Below are 17,667 nucleotides of genomic sequence, written 5' to 3' on the forward strand. Positions count from 1 at the left end.
TCTGACCAGTACCGACGACGCAGGAGAGCACCATGAGCACACAAGGGCGCAGGGGGAACACCCACCAGCGCATTCAGGACGTCGCTCTGGAGCTGTTCTCCGAACACGGCTACGAGAAGACCTCGCTGCGCGAGATCGCGGAAAAGCTGGAGGTCACGAAGGCGGCGCTGTACTACCACTTCAAGACCAAGGAAGACATCGTCATCAGCCTGTTCCAGGACCTGACCAGGCCCATCGACGACCTGGTGGCCTGGGCCGGGGAACAGCCGCGCACCCTGGAGACCAAGCAGGAGATCATCCGCCGCTACAGCGAGGCGCTGCGGTCGGCCGAACCCCTCTTCCGTTTCATGCAGGAGAACCAGGCCGCGGTGCGCGAGCTGAGCATCGGCGAGCGCTTCAAGGAGCGGATGCTGACGCTCTGCGACCTCCTGAAGGAGCCCGAGTCGGAGCTGGCGGATCAGGTGCGCTGCGTCACGGCGCTGTTCTCGATGCACGCGGGCATGTTCGCGATGCAGCACGTGGAGGGCGACCCCGAGGAGAAGCGCAAGGCCATCCTCGAGGTCGCCACAGAACTGGTCACGGCGGCAAACCCGCCGAGCCGCCGGCCAGCCCGGCCGGACTCAGCTCAGACGGCGTCGCCGTGAGCCCGCAGGAATCCGGTCGGCTCGATGCCCGACCCGTAGTTGGGGCCGGTGCGGACCTCGAAGTGCAGGTGGGGGCCGGTGGAGTTACCCGTGCTGCCGGACAGGCCGATGTTCTGGCCGGTGCCGACCTGCTGGCCGACCTGCACCTGGATCTGTGACAGGTGGGCGTACTGGGTGTACATGCCGTTCTCGTGCTGGATCACGATGGCGTTGCCGTACGCCGGGCCGTCGCCGCCGCCCCAGGGGCCGGCCTTGACGACGGTGCCCTTGTGGACGGCCTTGACCTGGGTGCCGGTCGGCACGACGAAGTCCTGACCACTGTGCTTGTGCGACCAGTGGCTGCCGGCGATGCCGAAGGGCTCGCCCAGGGTGTACTTGGCGACCGGCTTGACCCAGGCGTCGGCCTTCTTGGCCGCGTCCTTCTTCGCCTTGGCCGCGGTGGCCTTGGCGTCGGCGACGGACTTGACCTGCGCGTCGGCCTGCGCGGTGACGGTGGAACCGACACCCGAGGCGAGGTGCTGCAGACCCGCGTCGGCGGCGGTGGCGATACCGGCACCCAGCGCGGCGGTCACGCCGATACCGGCGGCCACGACGGCGGCGCGATTGCGCAGCGCGGACTTCTTCGAATTGCGGAGAGCGGTGAACTTGGACATGCGGGTTTTCCCTCCAGAGAATTGATTGGCTTCCCGGCTGCGGACCGGGGTTGCCATTCCTTGGTAACCCGCCTGCGCCGCCCCGCCAAGGGGCCTTCCTACTAACCGAGCCCGTATCAAAGGCCGGTCAAATCCGGCCCTTGACCCCGCGCCCGAACACCGCACGAAACCGCCAAATTAGGACATCTCGGATGCGGTCGATGTCTTGCGGAGCCTGTCTGAACAGGTCCTTTACCCCTTCATTGCACGGGCGCCCCCCAGCCCGGCCCTTACCTCGCCCTCACCCCGCACCCGCGCCCCCCGAAACCCCCGAACCGCCGCCCCCGGCCTCCCCTAATATCTTTAGTAGGGCCAAAATCGCCTGTGCGCCATGTCACCGACAGGCAAGATCAAATACCTTTTCGCTGTGACCTGGGCTACTCGGAATGCTGTGACGCGGGTTACTCGCGGCCCGCCGGAAAGCAATTCGTCCGGCAATACGGGGGCGAATTCCGTGACCGGCGCCACAGCTTTCCGCGCCGTGCCGCCATCCCGCGCGGGCGCCTGGCCGAACCCCACCCGCCGCACCGACGGCCGCTCTAGCCTGGCCGGACGACAGCACCGGCCACGGGGGAGGGCGGATCGCACGATGGACCCGTCAGCACTGGGTGTCCGACTCGCCTCCGGCGTGGTCGCACCCCTCGTCAGGAAGCTCTTCGTCAAGGAGGGGCCGGGCGCCGGCCTGGTGGCGAAACCGGTACGGATCTCCGGGCTGGTCAGCTTCCAGGGCGAGCAGCGGACCCTGTCCGACCAGGACCTGCACAAGATCGCGGCGGAGCTGGTGGCCCGGGCCGTACGGACCGCCGGGCCCGGCGAGCGCCCCGTGGCCGCGGACGAGGAGCGGGCGGTGGCCGATGCGCTGGCCACCACGCTGCACGGCCTCGGCGACCTCGACCTGGACGACGTCCAGGCCGTCCGCCTGGGCGCCACCGCCCTCGCCGAACGCCTGGAGGCGGCGAGCCCGCAGGCCGTCCGCGGCCTCTCCCGGGACGGCGCGCTGCTGCACGGCACCCTGCTCGGCACGGCCTGCCTGCACATCGTGCACTTCTTCACCCAGCGGTCGGCCTTCGTGGCCCGCACCCTGGTCCAGCAGAGCCGGAGTCTGGACAGTCTGATCACGCGCATCGACGAGTTCCTCGCATGGCACCCGTCCCCGCGGGCCGCGGACGCCGCGTTCGAGCGCGACTATCTGACGTACGTCGCCCGCAAGCATGGCCGGCTCACCATCTACGGGATCGACCTCGCCCACTCGCCGGACCGGTGGCCGCTCGATGCGGCGTACATGAGCCTGGAGGCGACGGCGGCCCCGGCCCGCGAGGTCACCGCCGGCGCCCCCTGGGACGAGGAGGGCGGCCCCCGTACCTGCCCGGTCGTCCCCCTCCCCGTCCCCGCAGACCAGGCCCTGGCCGGCCGCGACCGGGTCCTGCTGCGCGGCGTCGCCGGCTCCGGCAAGAGCACCCTCGTCCAGTGGCTGGCCGTCTCCTGCACCAAGGCTCCGGGCGAAACGGCCCTCCCCCACCTCTACGGCCGCATCCCCTTCGTCCTCCCCCTGCGCACCCTCACCCGCGAGGGCGCCGCCCTGCCCGCCCCCGGCCGCTTCCTCGAAGCCGTCGGCTGCCCGGTCTCCGGATCGCAGCCGGCCGGCTGGGCGGACCGCGTACTGGCCTCCGGTCGGGCGCTCCTCCTGGTCGACGGCCTCGACGAGATCCCCGAGCGGGAGCGCGAGCTGACCCGCCGCTGGCTGCGCGACCTGCTCGACGCCTTCCCCGGCAACCTGTGGATGGTCACCTCCCGCCCCTCCGCCGTACGCGACGACTGGCTCGCCTCCGACGGCTTCGGCGAGCTGACGCTCTCCCCCATGAGCCGCACCGAGGTCGCCGCCTTCATCGGCCGCTGGCACACCGCGGCCCGCTGCGACGCCGACGACCCCGAACGCCTCGACGCCTACGAGCAGTCCCTGCTCTGCGCCGTCCACACCAAGCAGGACCTCGCCCGGCTCGCCACCAACCCCCTCATGTGCGGCCTGATCTGCGCCCTGCACCGCGACCGCCGCGGCTATCTGCCCACCGGCCGCAAGGAGCTGTACGACGCGGCCCTGGGCATGCTGCTCTCCCGCCGCGACCGCGAACGCGACATGGGCGCCCCCACGGGCATCGAGCTGAGCGAGGAGCCGCAGATCCAACTCCTCCAGCGGCTCGCCTACTGGCTGATCCGCAACGGGCGTACCGAACTCGACCGGGAGCGGGCGGAGCGGCTCGTCGGCGAGGCGCTGCCGGCCGTACCCGCCGCGGCCGGGCAGGGCGACGCAGCGGCGGTTTTCCGCCATCTGCTGCTGCGCAGCGGCCTGCTCCGCGAACCGGCCCCCGGCTCGGTCGACTTCGTCCACCGGACCTTCCAGGATTACCTCGGCGCCAAGGCAGCCGTCGAGGACGGGGACATCGGGCTGCTGGTGGCGCATGCGGGGGACTCCCAGTGGGAGGACGTGATCCGGATGGCCGTGGCCCATGCCCGGCCGCGGGAACGGGCGGAGATCCTCACGGAGTTGCTGGCCCGGGGCGACCACCTCCAGGACGACGCCGCCCGCCTGCGCATCCATCTGCTCGCGATGGCCTGCCTGGAACACGCCACGGAGCTGGACCCGCGGGTACGGGCGGAGGTGCACACGCGCGCCGGGGCGATCCTGCCGCCACGCACCCGAGAGGAGTCGCAACTGCTCGCCGCGGTGGGACCGCTGGTCCTGGAACTGCTACCGGGCCCGGAGGGACTGGCGGGCGACGAGGCCCAGGAGGTCGTGGCCACCGCCGCGCTCATCGGCACGGACGCGGCGCTGGAGGTCATGAAGGGCTTCCGTCATCACACCGCTGTGGGAGCCCGGTCCCAACTCGGCCACTCCTGGAGCCATTTCGACACCGAATGCTATGCGGACGAGGTCGTCCGGCACCTCTCCCCCACGACCACCGTCTGTGTCGGCACCACCCCGGAACTGCGCGCCCTGAAGACCCTGGGAGGCCGGCCCCGCACCGAGGTCTCCGGCCCGTTCAGCGGCCATGAACTCGTCGCCTCGCTGAACGGCGACCGCCTCACCCACCTGGCACTCTCCGACAATCCCGCGCTCACCGACTTGGCGTTCCTCCGGGAGTTCCCCGCACTCGAGTCACTACTGCTCCGCAACTGCCCCTCGGTGGAGAGCCTCGCTCCCCTCAGGGATCTGCCGCTGCACACGCTGAGCATCTCCGGGCCGGCCGGCACCACGGTTCCCCAAGGGCTCGACGCGCTGTGCCACACACGGCACTTGCTGATTTTCGCCGAGCTCCCCGACGAGCTGGCCGCGCTCCCCGCCCGCGCCCCGCTGACCAGCCTGTCGCTCGGCCACCCGATCGGTTCCGGCTTCACCCGCGTGACCTCCTGGCCGCGCCTGGAAAGCCTCTGGCTGCACCGCATCAGCAGCGACTTCGCCGAGGACCAATGGCGTGCGCTCGCCCTGCTCCCCGCGCTGAAGGAGTTCTCCTTCGGCCTGGCCGAAGAAGGCGCCGCCCTGCGCATTCCCCCCGGCCTCCAGCTGCCCCGGGTGGAGACCCTGAGTCTCGTCAACCCTGAACGGCGCCCCGCCGCCGATCTGAGCCATGCACTGGCATCGGCTCTCCCGGCCTTTCCTCGCGTCCGGAAGATCCAGCTCTACGGAACGATCGACGCCCCGATCGCTCTCCCCCCACTGACGGACCTGCCCGACCTCCAGGAGCTCACCCTCTCCTACCTCCGCCCGGAGCCCACCCTCGTCCTCCCGCCGCACGTCACCCTCACCCGCTACCCCCGCCCTCGCGCCTAGGCAGCCCGGGTAACCCGCCCCACACAAAACTGCCCCGGACCCGTGCGAAACGGTTCCGGGGCAGTTCCCGTGCGAGAGGTACGCGCGGCGCGCGGTGCCTTACGCGTCCTTGCTCAGGTTGGGGCCCGAGCCGCCGGTCGCGGACTCGATCGGCGGGGCGTCCGGCAGTGCGGACTTCTCCTCGCCGCGGAAGGTGAACTTGGCGGTCTCACCCTCGCCCTCGACGTCGACGACCACGATGTGGCCCGGACGCAGCTCGCTGAAGAGGATCTTCTCCGAGAGGGCGTCCTCGATCTCGCGCTGGATCGTGCGGCGCAGCGGACGGGCGCCGAGCACCGGGTCGTACCCGCGCTTGGCCAGAAGCGACTTGGCCTCGCTGCTGAGCTCGATGCCCATGTCGCGGTCCTTGAGCCGCTCGTCCACCTTGGCGATCATGAGGTCGACGATCTGGATGATGTCTTCCTCGGTCAGCTGGTGGAAGACGACGGTGTCGTCCACACGGTTGAGGAACTCGGGGCGGAAGTGCTGCTTGAGCTCTTCGTTGACCTTGTTCTTCATCCGCTCGTAGCTGGACTTGCTGTCGCCCTGGGCCGCGAAGCCGAGGTTGAAGCCCTTGGAGATGTCCCGGGTGCCGAGGTTGGTCGTCATGATGATGACCGTGTTCTTGAAGTCCACGACCCGGCCCTGGGAGTCGGTCAGGCGACCGTCCTCCAGGATCTGCAGCAGCGAGTTGAAGATGTCCGGGTGGGCCTTCTCGACCTCGTCGAAGAGCACGACGGAGAACGGCTTGCGGCGCACCTTCTCGGTGAGCTGGCCGCCCTCTTCGTAGCCGACGTAGCCGGGAGGCGAACCGAACAGCCGCGAGACCGTGTGCTTCTCGCTGAACTCCGACATGTCGAGGGAGATCAGCGCGTCCTCGTCGCCGAAGAGGAACTCCGCGAGCGTCTTGGACAGCTCGGTCTTACCGACACCGGACGGACCGGCGAAGATGAACGAGCCGCCGGGACGCTTGGGGTCCTTCAGGCCGGCGCGGGTACGGCGGATGGCCTGGGAGAGCGCCTTGATGGCGTCCTTCTGGCCGATGACGCGCTTGTGCAGCTCGTCTTCCATCCGCAGCAGCCGGGAGGACTCCTCCTCGGTGAGCTTGAAGACCGGGATACCGGTGGCCGTCGCCAGAACCTCGGCGATCAGCTCCTCGTCCACCTCGGCGACGACATCCATGTCGCCGGCCTTCCACTCCTTCTCCCGCTTTGCCTTCGCGGCCAGGAGCTGCTTCTCCTTGTCGCGCAGGCCCGCGGCCATCTCGAAGTCCTGCGAGTCGATCGCGGACTCCTTCTCCCGGCGCACATCGGCGATCTTCTCGTCGAATTCGCGCAGGTCCGGCGGCGCGGTCATCCGGCGGATGCGCATCCGGGAGCCGGCCTCGTCGATCAGGTCGATCGCCTTGTCCGGCAGGAAGCGGTCGGAGATGTAGCGGTCGGCGAGCGTCGCGGCGGCGACCAGCGCGGAGTCCGTGATGGACACGCGGTGGTGCGCTTCGTAACGGTCCCGCAGACCCTTGAGGATCTCGATGGTGTGCGGCAGCGACGGCTCCGCGACCTGGATCGGCTGGAAGCGGCGCTCCAGGGCCGCGTCCTTCTCCAGGTGCTTGCGGTACTCGTCGAGCGTGGTGGCACCGATGGTCTGCAGCTCGCCTCGCGCCAGCATGGGCTTGAGGATGCTCGCGGCGTCGATCGCGCCCTCGGCGGCGCCCGCACCCACCAGGGTGTGGAGCTCGTCGATGAACAGGATGATGTCGCCGCGGGTGCGGATCTCCTTGAGGACCTTCTTCAGGCGCTCCTCGAAGTCACCGCGGTAGCGGGAGCCGGCGACCAGGGCACCGAGGTCGAGGGTGTAGAGGTGCTTGTCCTTGAGGGTCTCGGGCACCTCGCCCTTGACGATGGCCTGCGCCAGGCCCTCGACGACCGCCGTCTTGCCGACGCCGGGCTCGCCGATGAGGACCGGGTTGTTCTTGGTACGGCGGGACAGCACCTGCATGACCCGCTCGATTTCCTTCTCGCGCCCGATGACCGGGTCGAGCTTGGTCTCGCGAGCGGCCTGCGTCAGGTTGCGGCCGAACTGGTCCAGGACGAGGGAGGTCGAGGGCGTGCCCTCGGCGGGGCCGCCGGCCGTGGCGGCCTCCTTGCCCTGGTATCCGGAGAGCAGCTGGATGACCTGCTGCCGCACCCGGTTCAGATCGGCGCCCAGCTTCACCAGGACCTGGGCGGCGACGCCCTCGCCCTCGCGGATCAGGCCGAGCAGGATGTGCTCCGTACCGATGTAATTGTGGCCGAGCTGGAGGGCCTCGCGGAGCGACAGCTCCAGGACCTTCTTGGCACGGGGGGTGAAGGGAATGTGCCCGGACGGGGCCTGCTGGCCCTGCCCGATGATCTCCTCCACCTGCTGGCGGACCGCCTCGAGCGAAATCCCGAGGCTCTCCAGGGCCTTAGCGGCGACACCCTCACCCTCATGGATCAGGCCCAGGAGAATGTGCTCGGTGCCGATGTAGTTGTGGTTGAGCATCCGGGCTTCTTCCTGAGCCAGGACGACAACCCGCCGCGCGCGGTCGGTGAACCTCTCGAACATCGTTAATCGCTCCTCAGAGCGGTCAGGCAGTTAGGGGTCGGTCCCCTCCCTGTCCTTCCGCATGCTAGTCCCGCGGGGCGGGACAGCTCATTCCAACTGCCGACACCCGTCCGGATCACCCCCGCTCCGGCGGGGAAATTTACTGCCGAACAGCTGACATCTGCTCCAACTCGATGGTGCGAGACGATGTTCCCGCAGGCCAGGCATATACGCCCTCTGCCACTACGCCCGTGGCGAACGCGCCGGGTGCCGACACGCCGTCCGCCGCCGGCCACCGGCCGGGGCGTATCGCCTCGGGCGCCGGTCACACGGTCTCTTCCCACTGAGACTGTCTTACCCGCTGCCACGGACACTCCATGCGGCGTGAGCCGCTTCCATCCGCTACGGGCGAACATCCGCACGCCACCGCACACCCCTCCGCACGCCTCAGGTGGAAACGGAACGTATCCATACCTCTACACAGCGTAACTTCCTGGCATTTCGGCAGTTGCACCGGGCATGGCCCGCGTGCTTCCGCGCCCCCGCAGCCCCCTCGCCACCGTCCGACGGTGGTACGAGGAGGAAATGGGCTGGCCGACCACCGGAGGGGATCCGGTGGAACTGCTGGCGGGGCTGCGCTTCGATCTCCTGGAGATGCCCGCCGATGCGGGGTACGCCGTACTCCGCCGGCTGCCGTGTACCGGCCCGGTGGCACTGCTTCGGACCGGACGCGACGGGAATCGGCCGGGTAATCGGCCGAAATTGCTCATCTTCATCGCAGCCGGCGGCGCCGAGGAACTCCCGGGAATCCTGGAATGGCTGGAGTGGGGTGCGCTCGCGCCGGATCTTACGGCGCGTGGGACCGGAGACCGGATGCCCGCACCGGCGTTCCCCACCGGCCCAGCACTGTCATACGGATTCGGTTCGAGGGAGGCCGCGGGGTGGGTGCGACCTCCCCGACCCGGGTACGAGGCGGAGAATTCCCTGCCCACCACGGGGCCGGGAGCAGGAATCAGGGACGTCGGAGGCGCCCCCGACCTCGTACGGCTCGTGAGCGCAGCGGCCACCGAGTGCCACCGTGCCCGGTTGGTGCGTGCTGGTAATGCCCAATCGGACCGCGCGTACGGCGATCAGCCGTTGGCCTTCTCAAATGCCTCGCGAATGTCGGCGGGGACCCGGCCACGGTCATTGACGTTGTAGCCGTTCTCCTTCGCCCACGCGCGGATCTTCGCGGTGTCCTGGCTGCCGCCGGAAGCCGCCGCACGGGACTTGCCACGACCGGAAGAAGCGCGGCCACCGGTACGGCGACCCGCCTTCACGAAGTCGGCAAGCGACTCGCGAAGCTTCTGGGCGTTGCTGTCGGAGAGGTCGATCTCGTAGGACTTGCCGTCGAGAGCGAACGTCACCGTCTCGTCCGCCTCGCCACCGTTGAGGTCGTCGACAAGAAGAACCTGAACCTTCTGTGCCACCGGTTTCCCTTTCATCGAATGCGGATTACGACGGAAAGCAAACCGCTTTTCCGGGAAAAACACAAACCCTTGGGTAGGGTTCACTTGCCCACAGACCGGGGAACGCATGCTTCCGTACCCATGAGATAGGGGAGCGATTCGGACATAGAACACTCCTCACAGGTGCAGAAGCATCCGGCTGTTACCCAGGGTGTTCGGCTTCACTCGTTCGAGGCCCAGGAACTCCGCAACGCCCTCGTCATAGGAACGCAGCAGCTCACTGTAGACATCACCGTCTACCGGGGCATCGCCGATCTCCACGAAGCCGTGCTTGGTGAAGAAGTCGACTTCGAAGGTGAGACAGAAAATGCGCCGCACTCCCAGCCAGCTCGCGGTGCGCACCAGCTTGTCCAGGACCTGATGGCCGACTCCCGACCCCTTGAGCCGCGGATCCACGGCCAGCGTGCGGACCTCCGCCAGGTCTTCCCACATGACGTGGAGCGCCCCGCAGCCCACGACCTCGGCGTCTTCGTCGCGCTCGGCGACCCAGAACTCCTGGATGTCCTCGTAAAGCGTGACGGTGGCTTTGTCGAGCAGGATCCCGTCACGTGAGTAGGCGTCGATGAGGCGGCGCACGGCCGGAACATCGCTGGTCCTGGCGCGGCGCACGGTGAGGCCTTTTGAATGCGGAGGCATGCGGGGACGCTATCGCCCCTTGCCGGTGGCGTTCGCCCCGGGTTCATCCCCTTCGGCGGATCCGGCTTCCCCGGCTGCTTGCGGTGCCGCTTGCGCGCGGTCCACTTCCGCCGGCGCGGCCTCTTGTGCCTGTTGTGCCTGTTGTTCCGCGCCTTCCGCCGGCTCGTCGACTTCCACCATCCGCACGGCATCGCGCAAGGCCTGGCGCTGTTCCGGCGACATCATGCCGAAGAAGGCCACAAGGGCGGCCCCGGGGTTGTCACTGGCGGACCATGCCTCGTTCATCAGTGCGGCCGCGTAGGCGGCGCGAGTGGAGACCGCCTCATATCGATAGGCGCGGCCTTCTGCTTCGCGGCGCACCCAGCCCTTCTGGTGGAGGTTGTCCAATACGGTCATGACCGTGGTGTAGGCGATCGACCGTTCCTTCTGCAGATCTTCCAGGACTTCGCGAACGGTGACCGGGCGGTTCCACTCCCAGACCCGCGTCATGACCGCGTCTTCCAGATCACCCAAGCGTCTCGGCACACAAGAAGAATAGTGGGAGATGTCGTGAATGCCCGTTGATCTCGTGGCGTTTGTGCCGGAAAAAGGAGTACGACCCGGGACGGTGTTTCCCGGGTCGTACCGTGCGTGCGGGCCGCCGAATGGCGGCGGGGGCTCAGGCGCCGTGCCCCCGGGGCTCCTGGGCGGACTCGGCGCGGGCCAGCACGGCGTCCACGGCGGCGTCCTCCTTGGACTTGTTCGCCCCGCCCTGGCTCTTGACCATGGTCACGATCAGAGCGGTGAAGGCCACGGCCATCACTACGGGCGGGAGCAGCGCTGCGACGTAATCCATGCCGTTCGGCCTCCTTCAGGAATGTGACCCTTCGAGAGTACGCAGCGCTCAGGCGGTACGGCTCTCGGGGGGCGGGGCCGGCTTCCGGCGGGGCGGGAAGACCTCGCCCGGCGTGGGGATCGGCCGGTCCGGACGGGGCGTCTTCGGCTGCGGCGACGGGGCGGGTTCCGGTTTGCGTTCCGGTTTGCGGTCCGGTTTCGGCTCCCGGTCGGGCTCGCGCTCCCGCCCGTCGAGGGCCGCCGAGCGGCCGCCCGGGAGCGCGCGCAGCCGGGCCCGTACGGAGTGCTCGGCCAGCTGCTCGCAGTGCCGCAGCAGGGCTTTGCGGCGTTCGCATTCGGCCATCGTGGCCGGCCGGGCGCTCAGGTCGCGCAGGGCGGCGAGGTCGTCGGGCCCGGGGACGTGCCCCGCGGCCAGCGCCTCGGTCAGCTGCGCGAGGTAGCCGACCGCCGAGCCGGGCAGGGCTTCGCGGTATCGGGCGAGGTCGGCGAGGAGGAAGGCGCGCAGCCGGCCGCTTTCGCGGACCGCCTCGTCCACCGCCTCGGCCAGCCGGAGATATTCCTGGATGTCCTGTGACCACTCGGGCACGGGGGCCTGGAGCGGGGCGGGGTGGGACGTCGACTCAAGGGCATGGGCGAGGGCGCGACGGAGCACACGCAACTCATCGGCGCTGAACGCCATGCCGCCGCGGGTTCCGTTTGGCATTGGCATATGGCGACTTTACGACCGATTTCGACAAAAGCCGCTTAATTCGTGAACGGTGGCGCGGCAGCGAGCCGCGCCACCGGGCGCTCGGCGTACCGCCGGCCGGCGAGGACCGGCCGGGGACCCGCGGCGGACGGGCGCCGCTCCCCTACGAGCGAGCGATTACGAGCGGGCGATATTGCGCTCGTAGACCAGCCGCAGACCGATGAGGGTGAGCCACGGCTCGTGCGCGTCGATCACCGACGACTCACCGAGCACCATCGGGGCCAGCCCGCCGGTGGCGATCACGGTCACCTCCTCCGGGTCGTCGGCCAGCTCCCGTGCCATTCGCTGCACCACACCGTCGACCTGGCCCGCGAAGCCGTAGAGGATGCCGGACTGCATGGCCTCGACGGTGTTCTTGCCGATGACGCTGCGCGGCCGGGCCAGTTCGATCTTGCGGAGCTGGGCGCCCTTGACGCCCAGCGCGTCGACGGAGATCTCGATGCCCGGCGCGATCACGCCGCCGACGTACTCACCGCGCGCGCTGACCGCGTCGAAGGTGGTGGCCGTGCCGAAGTCGACGACCACCGCGGGACCGCCGTAGAGCTCGACGGCCGCCAGGGCGTTGATGATCCGGTCGGCGCCGACCTCCTTGGGGTTGTCCATGAGGATCGGCACGCCGGTCTTGACGCCCGGCTCCACCAGGACGGCCGGGACGTCGCCGTAGTAGCGGCGGGTGACCTCGCGCAGCTCGTGGAGCACGGAGGGCACCGTGGAGCAGATCGAGATGCCCTCGATGCCGTCGCCCAGGTCGTCGCCGAGCAGCGGATGCATCCCCATCAGGCCCTGGAGCAGGACGGCGAGCTCGTCGGCGGTGCGGCGGGCGTCGGTGGAGATCCGCCAGTGCTCGACGATCTCCTCGCCGTCGAACAGGCCGAGGACGGAGTGGGTGTTGCCCACGTCGATGGTCAACAGCATGGTGGTCAGCCGTCCTCGCGCGCGGCGGTGTCCGGGGCGAGCGCCGCGTGGTCCGCGTCCTCGCGCAGGTCGAGGCCGATGTCGAGGATCGGGGAGGAGTGCGTGAGCGCCCCCACCGCGAGGTAGTCGACGCCGGTCTCGGCGTAGGGCCGGGCGTTGTCGAGCGTCAGCCGGCCCGACGACTCCAGCATGGCGCGGCCGGCGACCAGCTCGACGGCCTCGCGGGTCTGCTCCGGCGTGAAGTTGTCCAGCAGGATCAGGTCGGCGCCCTGGGCGAGGATCGGCGGGATCTGGTCGAGGCGGTCGACCTCCACCTCGATGGGCACCCCGGGGAACTCGGTCCGTACGGCCTGGAAGGCCGCGGCCACGCCACCGGCCGCGACCACGTGGTTGTCCTTGATCAGCGCCGCGTCCGACAGCGACATCCGGTGGTTGACGCCGCCGCCGCAGCGCACCGCGAACTTCTCCAGGGCGCGCAGCCCCGGCGTCGTCTTGCGGGTGTCGCGGACCTTGGCCTTGGTCCCCTCCAGCGCGTCCGCCCAGCGCCGGGTCGTGGTCGCGATGCCCGACAGGCGGCACAGGAGGTTCAGCGCGCTGCGCTCGGCGGTGAGCAGATCGCGGGTGCGGGTGGTGACGCTCAGCAGCGGGGTGCCGGCCTCGACCCGGTCGCCGTCCTCGACGTGCCGCTCGACGGCGAACTCGGCGGTGCACACCATGGACAGCACCGCCTCGGCGATCCGCAGCCCGGCGACCGTACCGGCCTCACGGGCGGTGAAGTCGCCGGTGGCGACGGCGTCTTCGGGGACGGTCGCCACGGTCGTGACGTCCACGCCCTGGTCGAGGTCCTCCTCGAGGGCGAGGTGGGCGATGTCCTCGACCTGCACGGGGTCGAGCCCGGCGGCCACCAGGAGCGCGGCCAGATCGGGATCCAGGCCGCAGCTCAGCGGGTCGAGTTCATACGAGCCGTCGTCGCCGCCGCAGCCGCAGGCGTCGCCGCAGCCACCGCCGGGGGTGTCGCCGGTGGGCCCGCCGATCTGAAGGAGGGGGAGGTCGTCGCGGGTGCTGCTCACGGGGTGGCTCCGTATTCGGGGAGGGGGGTGGGGTACCCCGGGGGTCTGTCGTTGCGGTCGATCGGTGGTTACGGGGTGGCGGTGGCCCGGGGGCCGTCGTCGGCGGTCGGCGGGAATCCGGCGGTCTCCGTCGTACGGAGGGCCAGCGCCCGGTCCGCACCCAGGGTGATGCGGAAGTGCCGGCGCCAGGAGGCATCGTCCCGCTCCGGGTGGTCCTCGCGCCAATGGCAGCCGCGGGTCTCCGTACGGCGCTGTGCCGCGGCGACCAGTACCCGTGCGACGCACAGGAGGTTGGTGGCTTCCCATGCTTCCACGCCGGGCTCGGGGGCCTTGTGCGCGGAAGCCTGGGCGCTCGTCTCCGTCGCCTCGCGGTGAAGGCGGTCGAGGGCGGCGGCGGCCTGCGCGAGGCTCTCGGCGCTGCGCAGCACCCCGGCACCGGCGGTCATGATCCGCTGCACGGCACCGCGGGTCTCGGGGGCGAGGAGTGGGAGGGTGGTACGGGGCGCGGGCGCCGGCGCGGGGTGTGCCCCGGGCGCCGGGGCGGGGCGCGTTGCGGGGCCTCCGGCGATGTCCGCGGCGATCCGCTCCGCGAAGACCAGGCCCTCCAGGAGGGAGTTGGAGGCGAGACGGTTGGCACCGTGCACGCCGGTGCAGGCGACCTCTCCGCAGGCGTAGAGGCCGGGGACGGTGGTGCGCCCGCGCAGATCGGTGCGCACGCCGCCGGAGGCGTAGTGCGCGGCCGGGGCGACCGGTATCGGCTCGCTGACCGGGTCGAGGCCATGGCTGCGGCAGGCGGCGAGGATGGTCGGGAAGCGGCTCTCCCACATCTGCGCGCCGAAGTGCCGGCCGTCCAGATACATGTGCTCGGCGCCCTGTTCGTGCGCCCGGCGCGTGATCGCCTTGGCGACGATGTCGCGCGGCGCCAGTTCGGCGAGTTCGTGCTGCCCCACCATGAAGCGGGTCCCGCCGGCGTCGACGAGATGGGCGCCCTCGCCCCGCACGGCCTCGGAGATCAGCGGCTGCTGGCCCTCGGCTTCCGGGCCCAGATACAGGACGGTGGGGTGGAACTGGACGAATTCCAGGTCGGAGACCTCCGCGCCGGCGCGCAGCGCCAGCGCCACCCCGTCGCCGGTGGAGACCGGCGGGTTGGTGGTCGCGGAGAAGACCTGCCCCATGCCGCCGGTGGCGAGCACCACCGCCGGGGCGTGCACGGCCCCGACGCCGTCGTGCTGGCCCTCCCCCATCACGTGCAGGGTGACCCCGCAGGCATGGCCGTCGGCGTCCGTGAGCAGGTCGAGGACCAGGGCGTTCTCGACGGTGCGCAGGCCGGCGGCGCGGACCGCCTCGACGAGCGCGCGGGAGATCTCCGCCCCGGTGGCGTCGCCGCCGGCGTGCGCGATACGGCGGCGGTGGTGGCCGCCTTCGCGGGTGAGCGCGATCTCCTCGCTGTCCGGTGCGGTGTCGAAGCGCGCGCCGGTCCGGATGAGGCGGTGGACGGCGTCGGGGCCCTCGGTGACCAGGGCCCGCACGGCCTCCTCGTCGCACAGTCCGGCGCCCGCCACGAGGGTGTCGGCCAGATGCTGCTCGGGGGTGTCGCCCTCGCCGAGCGCCGCGGCGATACCGCCCTGCGCCCAGCGGGTGGAGCCGTCGTCCAGGCGGGCCTTGGTGACGACGACGGTCCGGCGGCCGGCCGCGGCGCAGCGCAGCGCGGCGGTCAGCCCGGCCACCCCGGAGCCCACGACGACGACGTCGGCCTCGATGGACCAGCCGGGGGCGGGGGCCGTCAGACGTATGCCGGTGCCCGGGAGGGGTCCGGGTCCGGTACCTGTTCCGGTGGCGGTCATCTGCTCGCTCCGAGGGGGCCGTGGTGGTGGGAGGCGGCCGGGTCTTCGGCGGGCGGGCCGGAGCCGGCGGTGTGCGGGGTGGCTCCGCCCGCGTCGGCGGGCGTGGTGTCCCGGGCCCCGAAGAGGAGACGGATGTTGTCGATGAGCCGGGTGGTGCCGACCTTGGCGGCGACGGCCAGGATGGCCTCGCCCTCGTAGGAGTCCGGGACCTCGGTGAAGTCGCACGGATCGACCAGCGCCAGATAGTCGAGCGCCAGCGGCGGGTCGAGCAGGGCCGCGTCCTCCAGCACCGCGCGGGCCGCGGCGCGTGCCACCGAGGGCCCGTGCGGGGGCACCGCGGCGGCGTAGGCGACGGCGTGCGCGTCGGCGGCGGCCCGGTCCTCGCCGAGGGCGGCCAGGGCCGCCGCGCGGTCCTGGGCGGGGTGGCCGGCGCAGGCGGCGCGGGCGCGCAGCGCCTCCTCGGCGGCGAGCCGGTCGCGGGCCGCGAACAGCGCCCCCGACAGCGCGAGCGCGGTGTGCCGCTCCGGGGCGGAGAGGTAGCGGTTACGGCTGGACAGGGCGAGCCCGTCCTCCTCGCGGACCGTGGGGACACCGACGATCTCGACGGGGAAGTTGAGGTCGGCGGCCATCCTCGTGATGACCGCGAGCTGCTGGGCGTCCTTCTGCCCGTAGAACGCGCAGTCCGGGGCGGTCAGATGCAGCAGCTTGGCGACGACGGTCAGGACGCCGTCGAAGTGACCGGGGCGGCTGGCGCCCTCCAGGAGGCCGCCCATGGGGCCGGCGGCGATCCGGATCTGCGGTTCCCCGCCCGGGTAGACCTCGTCGGCGGACGGCGCGAAGACCACGTCCGCACCGGCCGCGGCCGCCAGTTCGACATCCGCCTCCAGGGTGCGCGGATAGCGGTCCAGGTCCTCGCCGGCGCCGAACTGCAGCGGATTGACGAAGACCGTGACGACGACCTGCCCCTGGGGGCCGACGCGGCGGCGGGCGGCGCGGATCAGGGTGGCGTGGCCCTCGTGCAGCGCGCCCATGGTCATCACGACCGCGCGCTCGCCACCGGAGCGGCGGGGCAGATCGCGCAGGGCCGCGGCGGTGTGGAGGAGGTGGCCGGGGCCGGGCCGGGCCTGCTCGGCGGGGAGGGCCGGGTCCATGGGCGGCTGCGGTTCCTGGTGCTTCACCGGTCGCCTCCCCCGGGGCCGGCGGCGTCGGGGCCCGGGCCCCTGGAGCCGGGGGCGGTGCCGGAACCGTCGTCGGAGCCGGCGAGGACATCGAGCAGGTCCTCGGCCAGTTCGGGCTTGAGCAGACCGTGGGACAGCGCGCGGTCCGCGGTCGTCCGGGCCATGGCGAGGTAGCCGGCGACGCTCTGCGGTGCGTGCCGGCGCAGCTCGGCGATATGGACGGCGACGGTGCCGGCGTCGCCCCGGGCGACCGGGCCGGTCAGCGCGGCGTCACCGGACCGGAGCGCGTTGTCCAGGGCGGCGCCGAGCAGCGGGCCCAGCATTCGGTCGGGGGCCTGCACCCCCGCGTCGTGCAGCAGCTCCATGGCCTGGGCGACGAGCGTGACCAGATGGTTCGCGCCGATGGCGAGCGCCGCGTGATAGAGCGGACGGGCCGATTCCGCGATCCACTCGGGCTCCCCGCCCATCTCGATGACCAGCGCTTCCGCCGCCATCCGCAGCTCGTCGGGCGAGGTCACCCCGAACGAGCAGCCGGCCAGCCGCTGGACGTCCACGGAGGTGCCGGTGAAGGTCATCGCCGGATGCAGGGCCAGCGGCAGGGCCCCGGCGCGGGTGGCCGGGTCCAGCACCGCGGTGCCGTACCGCCCGGAGGTGTGCACCAGCAGCTGGCCGGGCCGCACGGCGCCGGTCTCCGCGAGGCCGCTCACCAGGCCGGCCAGGGCGTCGTCGGGGACGGTCAGCAAGACGAGGTCGGCGCGGGCGAACACCTCGGCGGGGGTGACCAGCGGAACGTCGGGCAGCAGCTCGGCGGCGCGGCGCACGGAGGCGTCGGAGACTCCCGACACGGCAACCGGGCGATGCCCCGCGAGCTGCAACGCGGCGGCGAGGGCGGGCCCGACACGGCCGGCGCCGACGACTCCGACGGTCAGCCGGGCGGGTCGGTCCTGGGCCTCGGTGGGTGGGTGTGCATTCACGCGGCGATGGCCTTCCGTTCCAGTCCGCGGGGGGTACCGGACGATTCTTCGCCATGCTACGCGAGTGTTTCCGGCGGCCTTCAGAGTTGTGCACAAGGTGAGACGGGGTCTCGCACACGAGTTATCCACAGGGGTCGCGGGCCCGCGCCGGGCTGGGCAATGATCAGTGCGACGCCGCGCGAAACGCACGAAAC

General features: G+C 71.1%; 15 protein-coding genes. 3 read left to right on the top strand and 12 right to left on the bottom strand.

Annotated features, from left to right (window positions below; translation table 11 throughout):
* Positions 1 to 32 precede the first annotated feature (32 nt).
* Positions 33 to 644: a TetR/AcrR family transcriptional regulator gene (locus OIU81_RS15330; protein ID WP_329148050.1), complete on the top strand. Its 612-nt coding sequence runs from the start codon at positions 33 to 35 to the stop codon at positions 642 to 644.
* On the opposite strand, the gene OIU81_RS15335 is transcribed toward OIU81_RS15330, so the two are convergent.
* Complete coding sequence (locus OIU81_RS15335) at positions 626 to 1,297, bottom strand: M23 family metallopeptidase (protein WP_329148052.1); 672 nt, start codon at positions 1,295 to 1,297, stop codon at positions 626 to 628. The two genes, OIU81_RS15330 and OIU81_RS15335, sit on opposite strands and share 19 nt — an antisense overlap.
* Before the next feature lie 628 nt (positions 1,298 to 1,925).
* Here OIU81_RS15335 and OIU81_RS15340 point away from each other — a divergent pair.
* Positions 1,926 to 5,162 (top strand): NACHT domain-containing protein, encoded by a 3,237-nt coding sequence (locus OIU81_RS15340; RefSeq protein WP_329148054.1) that lies wholly within the window; start codon positions 1,926 to 1,928, stop codon positions 5,160 to 5,162.
* Between the two features lie 99 nt (positions 5,163 to 5,261).
* Here the strand turns inward: OIU81_RS15340 and OIU81_RS15345 are convergent, their stop codons facing one another.
* On the bottom strand, positions 5,262 to 7,787 hold the full coding sequence (locus OIU81_RS15345; RefSeq protein ID WP_329148056.1) for an ATP-dependent Clp protease ATP-binding subunit: 2,526 nt from the start codon (positions 7,785 to 7,787) through the stop codon (positions 5,262 to 5,264).
* A gap of 564 nt (positions 7,788 to 8,351) precedes the next feature.
* On the opposite strand from OIU81_RS15345, the gene OIU81_RS15350 reads away from it, so the two are divergent.
* Positions 8,352 to 8,966, top strand: coding sequence for an SCO3374 family protein (locus tag OIU81_RS15350; RefSeq protein ID WP_329155170.1), 615 nt, complete (start codon positions 8,352 to 8,354; stop codon positions 8,964 to 8,966).
* On the opposite strand, the gene OIU81_RS15355 is transcribed toward OIU81_RS15350, so the two are convergent.
* The 10 genes from OIU81_RS15355 to OIU81_RS15400 form a co-directional block, all read right to left on the bottom strand.
* Positions 8,897 to 9,235 carry a histone-like nucleoid-structuring protein Lsr2 gene (locus OIU81_RS15355; protein ID WP_006604017.1) on the bottom strand — a complete coding sequence of 113 codons (339 nt, stop codon included), beginning with the start codon at positions 9,233 to 9,235 and terminating at the stop codon, positions 8,897 to 8,899. The genes OIU81_RS15350 and OIU81_RS15355 overlap by 70 nt on opposite strands.
* Before the next feature lie 156 nt (positions 9,236 to 9,391).
* Complete coding sequence (locus OIU81_RS15360; protein WP_329148058.1) at positions 9,392 to 9,910, bottom strand: amino-acid N-acetyltransferase; 519 nt, start codon at positions 9,908 to 9,910, stop codon at positions 9,392 to 9,394.
* A 9-nt stretch (positions 9,911 to 9,919) separates the two neighbouring features.
* Positions 9,920 to 10,399, bottom strand: coding sequence for a BlaI/MecI/CopY family transcriptional regulator (locus OIU81_RS15365; protein ID WP_443074143.1), 480 nt, complete (start codon positions 10,397 to 10,399; stop codon positions 9,920 to 9,922).
* A 169-nt stretch (positions 10,400 to 10,568) separates the two neighbouring features.
* On the bottom strand, positions 10,569 to 10,745 hold the full coding sequence (locus OIU81_RS15370; protein WP_329148062.1) for a hypothetical protein: 177 nt from the start codon (positions 10,743 to 10,745) through the stop codon (positions 10,569 to 10,571).
* Between the two features lie 48 nt (positions 10,746 to 10,793).
* Positions 10,794 to 11,423, bottom strand: a complete 630-nt coding sequence (locus tag OIU81_RS15375; protein WP_329155172.1) for a hypothetical protein — start codon at positions 11,421 to 11,423, stop codon at positions 10,794 to 10,796.
* Positions 11,424 to 11,609: 186 nt separating this feature from the next.
* Positions 11,610 to 12,407 (bottom strand): type III pantothenate kinase, encoded by a 798-nt coding sequence (locus OIU81_RS15380; RefSeq protein ID WP_329148063.1) that lies wholly within the window; start codon positions 12,405 to 12,407, stop codon positions 11,610 to 11,612.
* A gap of 5 nt (positions 12,408 to 12,412) precedes the next feature.
* Positions 12,413 to 13,477, bottom strand: a complete 1,065-nt coding sequence (gene nadC / locus OIU81_RS15385; protein WP_329148067.1) for a carboxylating nicotinate-nucleotide diphosphorylase — start codon at positions 13,475 to 13,477, stop codon at positions 12,413 to 12,415.
* Positions 13,478 to 13,545: 68 nt separating this feature from the next.
* Positions 13,546 to 15,321: an L-aspartate oxidase gene (locus OIU81_RS15390; protein WP_329148069.1), complete on the bottom strand. Its 1,776-nt coding sequence runs from the start codon at positions 15,319 to 15,321 to the stop codon at positions 13,546 to 13,548.
* Positions 15,318 to 16,472, bottom strand: a complete 1,155-nt coding sequence (gene panC, locus OIU81_RS15395; RefSeq protein ID WP_329155173.1) for a pantoate--beta-alanine ligase — start codon at positions 16,470 to 16,472, stop codon at positions 15,318 to 15,320. The genes OIU81_RS15390 and panC overlap by 4 nt, the downstream gene beginning before the upstream one ends.
* Before the next feature lie 23 nt (positions 16,473 to 16,495).
* Positions 16,496 to 17,473 (bottom strand): Rossmann-like and DUF2520 domain-containing protein, encoded by a 978-nt coding sequence (locus tag OIU81_RS15400; protein ID WP_329148071.1) that lies wholly within the window; start codon positions 17,471 to 17,473, stop codon positions 16,496 to 16,498.
* Positions 17,474 to 17,667: the final 194 nt, after the last annotated feature.

The sequence above is a fragment of the Streptomyces sp. NBC_01454 genome, assembly GCF_036227565.1.
Lineage (GTDB): Bacteria > Actinomycetota > Actinomycetes > Streptomycetales > Streptomycetaceae > Streptomyces.

Excerpts from the sequence above, each read along its gene's own strand:
- OIU81_RS15330 (WP_329148050.1), top strand. The coding sequence starts at position 33 with ATGAGCACACAAGGGCGCAGGGGGAACACCCACCAGCGCATTCAGGAC.
- OIU81_RS15335 (WP_329148052.1), bottom strand. The coding sequence starts at position 1,297 with ATGTCCAAGTTCACCGCTCTCCGCAATTCGAAGAAGTCCGCGCTGCGC.
- OIU81_RS15340 (WP_329148054.1), top strand. The coding sequence starts at position 1,926 with ATGGACCCGTCAGCACTGGGTGTCCGACTCGCCTCCGGCGTGGTCGCA.
- OIU81_RS15345 (WP_329148056.1), bottom strand. The coding sequence starts at position 7,787 with ATGTTCGAGAGGTTCACCGACCGCGCGCGGCGGGTTGTCGTCCTGGCT.
- OIU81_RS15350 (WP_329155170.1), top strand. The coding sequence starts at position 8,352 with ATGGGCTGGCCGACCACCGGAGGGGATCCGGTGGAACTGCTGGCGGGG.
- OIU81_RS15360 (WP_329148058.1), bottom strand. The coding sequence starts at position 9,910 with ATGCCTCCGCATTCAAAAGGCCTCACCGTGCGCCGCGCCAGGACCAGC.
- OIU81_RS15365 (WP_443074143.1), bottom strand. The coding sequence starts at position 10,399 with ATGACGCGGGTCTGGGAGTGGAACCGCCCGGTCACCGTTCGCGAAGTC.
- OIU81_RS15370 (WP_329148062.1), bottom strand. The coding sequence starts at position 10,745 with ATGGATTACGTCGCAGCGCTGCTCCCGCCCGTAGTGATGGCCGTGGCC.
- OIU81_RS15375 (WP_329155172.1), bottom strand. The coding sequence starts at position 11,423 with ATGGCGTTCAGCGCCGATGAGTTGCGTGTGCTCCGTCGCGCCCTCGCC.
- OIU81_RS15380 (WP_329148063.1), bottom strand. The coding sequence starts at position 12,407 with ATGCTGTTGACCATCGACGTGGGCAACACCCACTCCGTCCTCGGCCTG.
- OIU81_RS15390 (WP_329148069.1), bottom strand. The coding sequence starts at position 15,321 with ATGACCGCCACCGGAACAGGTACCGGACCCGGACCCCTCCCGGGCACC.
- panC (WP_329155173.1), bottom strand. The coding sequence starts at position 16,472 with ATGGACCCGGCCCTCCCCGCCGAGCAGGCCCGGCCCGGCCCCGGCCAC.